Below are 9,171 nucleotides of genomic sequence, written 5' to 3'. Positions count from 1 at the left end.
GCGACGACCGCGGAGCGCGCCCCCGCCGGACCGGTCCCCGCCGCGTACACCCGGCCCTTGACGAGCTCGAGGTGGTCGTCGCAGAACGACCAGAAGAACGCCTCCGTCACGGCGAGCGCCCGGGTGTAGTCGTAGGCCTCGAACGCGGCGGTCGCCTCGGCGACGACGGTGTCGAGCGCCGCGAGCATCGCGCGGTCGAGCGGGTGCCTCACGGCTGCGCCGGGGTCGCCGGCGGTCCCGGCGCCGTCGTCCGGGACCGGTTGCAGCAGCACGAAACGCGCCGCGTTGAGCAGCTTCGTCGCGAGCCGCCGGCCGACCTTCATCTGGCCCTCGTCGAAGGTCGTGTCGGTGCCGGGCCGGCCCTTGGCGGCCCAGTAGCGCACGGCGTCCGCACCGAACCGCTCGAGCAGGTGCAGGGGCGTGACGACGTTGCCCACGGACTTCGACATCTTCTTCCGGTCCGGGTCCATGACCCACCCGGAGATCTGCGCCGTCCGCCACGGCAGCCCGTCGTGCTCGGACAGCCCGCGCAGCACCGTGTAGAAGAGCCAGGTCCGGATGATCTCGTGGGCCTGGGGGCGCAGGTCCATGGGGAAGACCCGGGCGAACAGGTCCGGGTCGTCGAGCCAGCCGCCGGCGATCTGCGGGGACAGGGACGACGTCGCCCACGTGTCGAGGACGTCCGGGTCGGCGGCGAACCCGCCGGGCTCGCCGCGCTGCCCCGGCGCGTACCCGGCGGGGACGTCCGTCGAGGGGTCGACCGGCAGCCGGTCGGCGGACGGCGTGAGCGGGTGCGCGTGGTCCGGCTCGCCGTCGGCGTCCAGCGGGTACCAGACCGGCACCGGCACGCCGAAGAACCGCTGCCGGCTCACGAGCCAGTCACCCGTGAGCCCGCGGACCCAGTCGTCGTACCGCGCCTTCATGAACGGCGGCACCCAGTGCAGGTCGGCGCCGGCCCGCAGCAGGTCGTCCTGCCGGGTCAGCAGGCGCACGAACCACTGCCGGCTCGTGACGATCTCCAGCGGCCGGTCGCCCCGCTCGTAGAACTTCACCGGGTGCGTGATCGGGCGCGGCTCGCCGAGCAGGTCGCCGGACGCCCGGAGCAGGCCGACGACCCGCTCGCGCGCGGTGTGCAGGGTCGTTCCGGCGAGGGCCTGCCACGACGCGTCGTCCCGGACGCCGTCCGGCGGCTCGGCCGCGACCCGGCCGTCCCGGGTGACGACCGACCGCACGGGCAGTCGCAGGTCGCGCCACCACACGACGTCGGTGAGGTCGCCGAAGGTGCAGACCATCGCCGCACCGGTGCCCTTGTCGCGCTCGGCGAGCGGGTGCGCGAGGACCGGCACCGGCACGCCGAACACCGGCGTCGCCACGCGCCGGCCGACGAGCCCGGCGTACCGCTCGTCGTCCGGGTGGACGACGACCGCGACGCACGCCGGCAGCAGCTCGGGCCGCGTGGTGTCGATCTCGAGCGTGGCCGGAACGCCCTGCGCCGCAACGGCTCCGTCGTCCGGCGGGAGGACGGCGAAGGCCAGCCGGTGGTACGCGCCGGGCCGTTCGCGGTCCTCGAGCTCGGCCTGGGCGACCGCCGTGGCGAAGGTGACGTCCCACAGGGTCGGGGCCTCGGCGGTGTAGGCGTCGCCCCGGTCGAGCGCGTGGAGGAAGGCCGTCTGCGCGGCGCGCCGGGCCGGTGCGCCGATCGTCGTGTAGGTGCGGGTCCAGTCGACGGACAGGCCGAGGCGCCGCCACAGCTCCTCGAACGCCTGCTCGTCCTGCGCGGTGAGCCGCAGGCAGAGGTCGACGAACGTCGGGCGGGACACCGGGGTCTTCGGCGTCCCGGGGCGCGCCGGCGCGGCGGGCACGACGAACCCGGGGTCGTACGGCAGGGAGGGGTCGCACCGGACGCCGAAGTGGTTCTCGACGCGCCGCTCGGTCGGCAGGCCGTTGTCGTCCCAGCCGATCGGGTAGAACACCTCGGCCCCGCGCATCCTGCGGAAGCGGGCGACGAGGTCGGTCTGGGTGTACGAGAAGACGTGCCCGACGTGGAGCGACCCGCTCACCGTGGGCGGCGGGGTGTCGATCGAGTAGACCTCGTCGCGGCTGCGGGTGCGGTCGAAGCGGTAGGTGCCGTCGGTCTCCCAGCGGGCGCCCCAGCGGGCCTCGAGGCCGTCGAGGGAGGGGCGCTCGGGGAGCGCGGCGGGTGTCGTGCCGGTCGTGGGTTCCGTGGTCACTGCGGGCTCCTGGCGGACGTGCCGCGGTGCGCTCGTGGCGGCGTCGCGGACGGGTGACGGGGGAGTCGTCCGGCGCCCGCACGCGACGGGGCGTCGCGTCGTCCGGGTGGTTCTCGGGGACCGGGCGCGGCAGGTCGCCGACGGGCCCGGGCCGCGGGCGCCTCAGCCGGCTACTCGGACCGACGCGGTCTGCGTCGCCAGGGTCGCGAAGGGGCTGGTCACCCCTCGACGGTAGCGCGCCGGGCGGGCCGGCGCCGCCCGGTTGCGGGCCGTTGCGCCGCGCGGACCGCGGGAGCGCGCGATCTGCGAGGATGTGCGGGTGCGTGAACGACACGGGACGCCCCTCAGCCAGGCCTCGGCAGGACTGCCGCGTGGCCTGCGGGCCGACGTCGAACGGGCCGGGTACTACCCCTCGATCGTCTGCGACGTCCTCGACGTCGCGGTGGCGGGGGAGGAGACCCAGGCCTACCTCGTCTACCCGGAGACGACCTTCGACCGCGACGAGGTGCGCCGGCACGTCACCGTGCTCGTCCTCACCCCGACCCGGCTCGTCGTCGCGCACGCCGACGACCACGAGCCGGACACCCTGAGCCCCGAGCCGTACGCGTCGGCGTCGACGGAGGCCGTGCCGCTGCACGCCGTCCGGTCGGTCGTCCTCAGCCATGCGGTGGCCCGCCCCGAGAAGCACCGCCCGGGTGCGGCGCCGCGCGAGCTGACCCTCACCGTGAGCTGGGGCGTCGTCGCCCGGCTCGACCTCGAGCCCGCCACGTGCGGCGACCCCGAGTGCGACGCCGACCACGGCTACACCGGGACGACGACCGCGGAGGACATCTCGGTGCGGATCTCCGCGGACGCCGAGGGCGCCGAGGCCGTCACCGCCGCCCTGGCCTTCGCCCGCGCGCTCTCCGCGGCGACCGTCCGTCGGTGACCGGCGGCCCCACCGCCCCCGGCCCCACCACCCACGGGCCGACCGATGCAGGGCTCACCGGCCCGGTCGACCTGACCGGGTACCCGCCCGTCGCCGGCACCCTCGCGGACGTGATGCCCGCGGTCGCCGCAGCGGTCGGCGTGCGGACCGGCCCGACCGTCGAGGACCCGCTCGCCGGCGACCGGTCCGGACCCGCGGTCGTGCTGCCGCCGGCCCGCAACGCCGTCGTCGTCCTCGTCGACGGCCTCGGCGACCTGCTCCTGGCCCGTCGCGGCGGGCACGCGCCGTTCCTGCGCCGGCTGCGCGCCGGGGCCGGCGCCTCGACGCTCACGTCGGGGTTCCCGAGCACGACGGCGACGAGCATGGCGATGCTCGGCACCGGGACGCTCCCCGGCAGCCACGGGCTCGTCGGCCTCGACGTGCTCGACCCCGCGCGCGACGTCGTCTTCAACGAGCTCGCCTGGGACCCGCAGGTGGACCCGCGGCGCTGGCAGCCGCTGCCGACGGTCTTCGAGGAGCTCGCCGGGGCGGGTCACGACGTCGTCCGGGTCGGTCCCGCGTACTTCGACGGCTCCGGCCTCACCGAGGCCGCGCTGCGCGGCGGGAGGTTCGTCGCCGCGGCGTCCCTCGACGACCGGGTCGAGGCGACGCTGGCCGCGGTCCGGCGGGCACCGCGCACCGGGCCCGGCGTCGTCGTCTACCTGTACTGGGGCGACCTCGACAAGACCGGGCACGTCCACGGCAGCGGCTCGTTCGAGTGGGGCGAGGAGCTCACGGCGGTGGACGGCGCCGTCCGCACCCTCGTCGCCCGGCTGCGCTCCGACACGCTCGTCGTCGTCACCGCCGACCACGGGATGGTCGACATCCCCTTCGAGAGCCGGCTCGACCTCGGGAAGGACGCCGAGCTCGCCGCGGGCGTCCGGCACGTCGGTGGCGAACCGCGCTCGGTCCAGCTCTACTGCCGGCCCGGGGCCGCGGCGGACGTCGCGGCGACCTGGCGGGCCCGCCTCGGCGACCGGGCGACCGTGCTGCTGCGCGAGGAGGCCGTCGCGGCCGGGTGGTTCGGCCCGGTCGAGGAGCGCGTGCTGCCGCGGATCGGTGACGTCGTCACGTCGATGCGCGGCGACCTCGCCGTCGTCGACTCCCGGACGGCGCGTCCGGAGATCCTGCGCCTGCTCGGCCTGCACGGCGCCCGCACCCCCGACGAGGCCCTCGTGCCCCTCGTCGTCACGCACGGCACCGGGAGGTAGGACCGTTGGCGGAGCTCGTCTTCTTCTCCGGGACGATGGACTGCGGCAAGTCCACGCTCGCGCTGCAGCTCGCCCACAACCGGGCGGCGCGCGGGCTCGCCGGGGTGACGTACACCCGGCACGACCGGGCGGGCGCGAACGTCCTGTCGAGCCGCCTCGGGCTCAAGGCGGACGCCGTCGAGGTCGCCGACGGGCTCGACCTCTGGGACGACGTCACCGCCCGGCGGATGCACGGCGACCGGGTCGACTTCCTCGTGTGCGACGAGGCGCAGTTCTACACCCCGGAGCAGGTGGAGCAGCTCGCCCGGGTCGTCGACGAGCTCGGCGTCGACGTCTTCGCGTTCGGCATCACGGCGGACTTCCGGACCCGGCTGTTCCCCGGCTCGCAGCGGCTCGTCGAGCTCGCCGACCGGGTCGAGCTGCTGCAGGTCGAGGCGCTGTGCTGGTGCGGCGCCCGGGCGACGCACAACGCCCGGACCGTCGGCGGGCACATGGTCGTCGAGGGCGAGCAGGTCGTCGTCGGGGACGTCAACGCCTCCCAGGCCGAGGGCGGCGAGACCTACGTCTCCGGGCTGGACGCCGAGGCCTCGGACGCGGGAGCCGTCGGGTACGAGACCCTCTGCCGCAAGCACCACATGCGCCGGCTCAGCGCGGCCGACGCCCGGGCCGCGGCGCTCTCGCCCGAGGTGCTCCCGCTCGGGCTCGACGAGGTCGACCTCGCGGCCGTCGAGCGGCTGGAGACGCTGCGTCTGTTCGACTGACCCGGCCTCAACGGACCGAGACCTCGACCGTCCGGGTCGTCGGCAACGGCCGGCTGCCGCCGGGGGTGCACGTGAGCAGCGTGTACGTCACGGTGAAGCGCCCGGCGCGGGTGTACGTGTGGCGCCGGGTGTCGGTGAACGAGAGCGTGCCTGCGGGGGCGGCCGGGTCGCAGCGGACGCCGGCCCCCGAGGAGTCGTCGAGCGTCCCGTCGCCGAAGTCGACCTCGACGCCCAGCACCGCCGCGTGCGCCGACGTCCGGCCGGTGCCCGGGTCGACGCCCCGTGGTGCCGTCCCGTACGCGGTGGCGGAGAGCTCGACGACCCGGTCGCCGCCGGGGGACGCCTCACGCAGCCCGAGCGCGACGCCGTCCGCGGGGGGCGGCGGCTCGCTCACCCGGACGACGAGGTCGCGGGACGTCGTCCGGGCCTGCGCCGACCCGGTGGCGCAGGTGCTCAGCGAGTAGGTGAGCGTGTACCGGCCCGGCCGGGCGTAGGAGTGCCGCAGGACCCCGCCGACGGTGAGCACCCCGAGCGGGGCCCCCTTCGTGCACACGGTCGTCGCGGAGGCCGCACCGTCCAGGTGGTTCTCCTGGGTCCCGTCGCCGAAGTCCACGTGCACGGCCTGGACGCCGGCGTCCGGGGTGAGCCCGCCCGTCGCCGCGTCGAGGCCGCGCGGCGCGAAGCCGGACGCCGTCGCCGCCACCTCGACGGCGGCGTCGCCCGGCCGTGAGCGCAGCGCGAGGCGCAGCCGCACGGTCCGGCGGGCGCCGGCCGGGACGGGCGTGCCGGCCGCCGCAGCGGTCGTCGGGGACGGCGCCGCGGTGGTCGCGGACGCGGTCACCACCGGGGTGCTCGCCGCCGTGACGACCACGGGCGCCGGGGCAGCGCCGGGCGGCGGTGCCGGTGCCGTCGTCGCAGCGTCCGCCCCGTCCGCCGGGCTGCCGCTCGGGAACGCGTCGTCGGCCCCGCCGAGCAGGGCCGCGACGACGAGCAGGCCCGCGACCGCCGCGGTGGCGAGCCGCGGGTCGTCGCCGCGCAGGCGGGTCATGACGGCCTTCCGGTCGGGGTGGACGCAGCGATCGTGGTGCATCGCGACGGCCCGGAGGCCTTGCACAGCAGGGGATCGGCCCAACGTACGGGCGAGCACCCCGCACCTGGGGGGAGCGGGCTCCTCGCGGACCGCGACCCCGGGCGCGGCGCGGCCCTTCCGCCGGGGGGACCGGCGGCCTAGCGTGGCTCCATGACCCTGCCGCACCTCGACCCGGACGCCGGCGAGCCGGACATCACCGACCCGGACGCCCTGCGCCTGCACCGGATGCGCCGCCTGGCGCTCGCCTACCGGGTCTTCGGGGCGCTGCGCTGGGGGTCCCTCGGGGACGGCCACATCTCGGCCCGCGACCCGGAGCGCCTCGACCACTTCTGGCTCGCGCGCTACGGCGTCCCGTTCGGGGGGATGACGATCCACGACCTCGTGCTCGTCGCGCCGGACGGCTCCGTCGTCGAGGGCGAGGGGTACATCAACGTCGCCGCCTACAACATCCACTGGCCCGTCCACGAGGCGCGCGCCGACGTCGTGAGCGCGGCCCACACCCATACGCCCTACGGGACGCCGTTCGCCGCGCTCGTCGAGCCGCTGCGGCCGGTCTCCCAGGAGGCGTGCGCCTTCTTCGAGGACCACGCGGTCTTCGACGACGACGAGGTGAACATCGTGTCGACGGACGGCGGCAAGCGGATCGCGCAGGCCCTCGGCCCGCACCGTGCCGTCCTGCTGCGCAACCACGGCACGCTCACCGTCGGTGGCTCGGTCGACGAGTGCGTCGGCTGGTACGTCATGCTCGAGCGGACGTGCGAGGTGCACGTGAAGACACCGCAGGCGATCCCGATCGGCGACGAGGCAGCCCGCCGCGCCAAGGAGTCCGTCGGCACCGTCGTCGCCGGCTGGCAGGTCTTCCAGTGGCTCCTGCGCCAGCACGTGCCGGACCCGTCCGTCGTCGGCTGAACGGGTCCGGCCCGGCTGCTGCCCGCAGCGCGGCCGGCGCGGTCAGCGGACGACGACCTGCAGGGTCGCGGTCGTCGGCCGGTCGGTGTCGGTGCCGGGCACGCACGAGCGCATCGTGTAGGTGAGCGTGTAGGTGCCGGCCTTCGCGTAGGTGTGCGCGAGCCGGCGCGCGAGGTCGACGGTGGTGAGCGGCGTCCCGGACGAGCAGGTGGCCGTGCCCGGGTCGGAGCCGTCGACCGAACCGTCCCCGAAGTCGACGGCGGTGCCCATGAGCCAGGCCTGCGGACCGGTGTTCAGCTCGACGGTGCTGCCGTCGACGGTCATCGGCACCGTGCCGCGGGTCCGGGCCGCGACGGTGACGGCGCGCTCCCCGGGGGCGGACGTCAGACGCAGCGTCGTGACCGGCGCGGCGGCCGCCGGCCCCTGCGTGACGACGACCTTCAGCGAGCGGGTGGTCGGCGTCGTGGCGTCGTCCTTCCCGGGCACGCACGTCCGCACGGTGTAGGTGAGCGTGTACGTGCCGGGTGCGGAGTACGTGTGCCGCAGGGTGTTCGAGAAGCGGAAGCGCCGCAGCGGCGTCCCCTCGGCGCAGACCGCGGTGCCCGGGTCCGCGCCGTCCTTCGCACCGTCGCCGAAGTCGACGACGACACCCTGGACCGGCGACTCCGGGTCGGTGTTCAGGCTGCCCAGCGCGCCGTCGAGGGTGAGCGGCGCCGTCCCGCTCGTGAGCGCCGACACGACGACCGACCGGGCGCCGGCGGCGGATATGAGGCGCAGCGTCGTCGAGACGGAGGCCTTCGCGGGCTGCGCGGGCGGTGCGGACCGGACCGCCTGACCGGCCGGCTCCGCGGAGCGGGTCGACGCCGCCGGGCCCGGCGCGACCGGCGACGGGGACACCGGGGCGGCGGCCACCACGCCCGGCGTGGCGGCCGGGGCGCCGGCCGGGACGGCGGGGTCCGTGGCCGGCCCACCGGTCACGGCCAGGGCGATGCCGGCGGCGACGCCGACGACACCGGTGGCCCCGAGCCCGGCCGGCAGCCAGGGCGAGCGGCCGACCACGCGTCCCGCGCGGCGGGCGGTGGGACCGGTGGACGTGGGACGGAAGAGGGTCGAGCTGCTCATCGCTGCGCTCCTGGGGTCGTGGTGCCGGGGTCGGTCCTCCGGGCCCCTCCGAGCGGCCCGACACCCCTTGGACGACGACCGCACCCGCGGATTTGCACGCCTGCTGATCCTTTTCCGCGGCTGTGCGTCGGGTCGCGCGCCTATGCTCGCGATCACGGCGTCCGGGCGAGGTTTCTCCGTCGTGACGCAAATCGAGCGGCCCCTGCGTCGTCCAAGGAGCGTGGGACATGTCGGGGCGGTCGCGGTGAGCGACGGCGGGCTGCGCGACGCGCGGCTCGACCTCGCGCGCTCGGGCGACGTCGCGGCGTTCACGTCGCTGCTGCGCGAGCACGACGACGCGATGCGCGCGGTCGTCTGGTCGGTCGTGCAGGACCGCTGGCTCATGGACGACGTGCTCCAGGTCGCCTACGAGAAGGCGTACGTGTCGCTGCCGGGGTTCCGCGGCGACTCCTCGTTCCGGACGTGGCTGCACCGGATCTGCTGGACGACGGCGATCGACACCCTCCGGGCCGAGGGCCGGCGCCGCTGGTCGCCGATCGGCGAGGAGGCCGAGGCCACGCCGAGCGCCGTCGCCGGGCCCGAGCAGCGCGCCGTCGACCGGCTGTCGATCACCGCGGCGTTCGCCGCCCTCACGCCCGACCAGCGCACGGCCATCGCGCTCGTGCTCCTCGACGGCCTCACGTACGAGGAGGCCGGCCGGGTCTGCGGGGCGCCCGCCGGCACCGTCGCGGCGCGGGTGAGCCGCGGGCGGGCGCGGCTCGTCGAGCTGCTCGGCGACGACGCACCGCGGGACCGCACCGGGCCGGACCGGTCCGCCCCCGTCGGGCCGCAGGCGGGCCGCCCGGCCGCCGGGCGCACCGGTCTTCGACGACGTCTCGCT

Annotated in this window: 8 protein-coding genes; 5 read left to right on the top strand and 3 right to left on the bottom strand. The window is 76.3% G+C overall.

Features of this window, described 5'->3' with window-relative positions; genetic code table 11:
• The coding region (valS, locus tag EDJALFJO_RS32050; protein WP_088290689.1) for a valine--tRNA ligase at window positions 1–2,231 on the bottom strand (2,231 nt) is incomplete at its 3' end.
• 319 nt (window positions 2,232–2,550) lie between these two features.
• Here valS and EDJALFJO_RS32045 point away from each other — a divergent pair.
• From EDJALFJO_RS32045 to EDJALFJO_RS32035, 3 genes are read left to right on the top strand one after another with little or no spacing between them, the layout of a single operon-like run.
• Window positions 2,551–3,159 (top strand): DUF5998 family protein, encoded by a 609-nt coding sequence (locus tag EDJALFJO_RS32045; protein ID WP_198950845.1) that lies wholly within the window; start codon window positions 2,551–2,553, stop codon window positions 3,157–3,159.
• Entirely contained in the window at window positions 3,156–4,409 is a 1,254-nt protein-coding gene (locus tag EDJALFJO_RS32040; RefSeq protein ID WP_233150161.1) for an alkaline phosphatase family protein, read from the top strand. Before EDJALFJO_RS32045 ends, EDJALFJO_RS32040 begins: the two co-directional genes overlap by 4 nt.
• 5 nt (window positions 4,410–4,414) lie before the next feature.
• The gene (locus EDJALFJO_RS32035) at window positions 4,415–5,170 is read left to right on the top strand and encodes a thymidine kinase (RefSeq protein WP_088290688.1); all 756 of its coding nucleotides are present in this window, start codon (window positions 4,415–4,417) and stop codon (window positions 5,168–5,170) included.
• Between the two features lie 7 nt (window positions 5,171–5,177).
• Here EDJALFJO_RS32035 and EDJALFJO_RS32030 read toward each other — a convergent pair whose 3' ends face one another.
• A complete protein-coding gene (locus EDJALFJO_RS32030) occupies window positions 5,178–6,218 on the bottom strand; it encodes a hypothetical protein (RefSeq protein ID WP_143448915.1) in 1,041 nt (346 codons plus the stop codon).
• Window positions 6,219–6,410: 192 nt separating this feature from the next.
• Between EDJALFJO_RS32030 and EDJALFJO_RS32025 the strand changes: the two genes are divergently transcribed.
• A complete protein-coding gene (locus EDJALFJO_RS32025; RefSeq protein WP_088290686.1) occupies window positions 6,411–7,169 on the top strand; it encodes a class II aldolase/adducin family protein in 759 nt (252 codons plus the stop codon).
• Window positions 7,170–7,211: 42 nt separating this feature from the next.
• Here EDJALFJO_RS32025 and EDJALFJO_RS32020 read toward each other — a convergent pair whose 3' ends face one another.
• Window positions 7,212–8,291, bottom strand: coding sequence for a hypothetical protein (locus EDJALFJO_RS32020; protein WP_088290685.1), 1,080 nt, complete (start codon window positions 8,289–8,291; stop codon window positions 7,212–7,214).
• Window positions 8,292–8,511: 220 nt separating this feature from the next.
• Here EDJALFJO_RS32020 and EDJALFJO_RS33885 point away from each other — a divergent pair.
• Window positions 8,512–9,171: RNA polymerase sigma factor (locus EDJALFJO_RS33885; protein ID WP_158220650.1), on the top strand; the 660-nt coding region annotated here is incomplete at its 3' end.

This window comes from Kineosporia sp. A_224 (assembly GCF_002198655.1).
Classification (GTDB): Bacteria; Actinomycetota; Actinomycetes; order Actinomycetales; family Kineosporiaceae; genus R-H-3.
The sequence above is the reverse complement of the archived record's forward strand: the minus strand, read 5'-3'. Positions and strand labels throughout refer to the sequence as shown.

Bases quoted from the DNA above. Each gene is read 5' to 3' on its own strand.
- EDJALFJO_RS32030 (WP_143448915.1), bottom strand. From the start codon at position 6,218: ATGACCCGCCTGCGCGGCGACGACCCGCGGCTCGCCACCGCGGCGGTC.
- EDJALFJO_RS32025 (WP_088290686.1), top strand. From the start codon at position 6,411: ATGACCCTGCCGCACCTCGACCCGGACGCCGGCGAGCCGGACATCACC.
- EDJALFJO_RS32020 (WP_088290685.1), bottom strand. From the start codon at position 8,291: ATGAGCAGCTCGACCCTCTTCCGTCCCACGTCCACCGGTCCCACCGCC.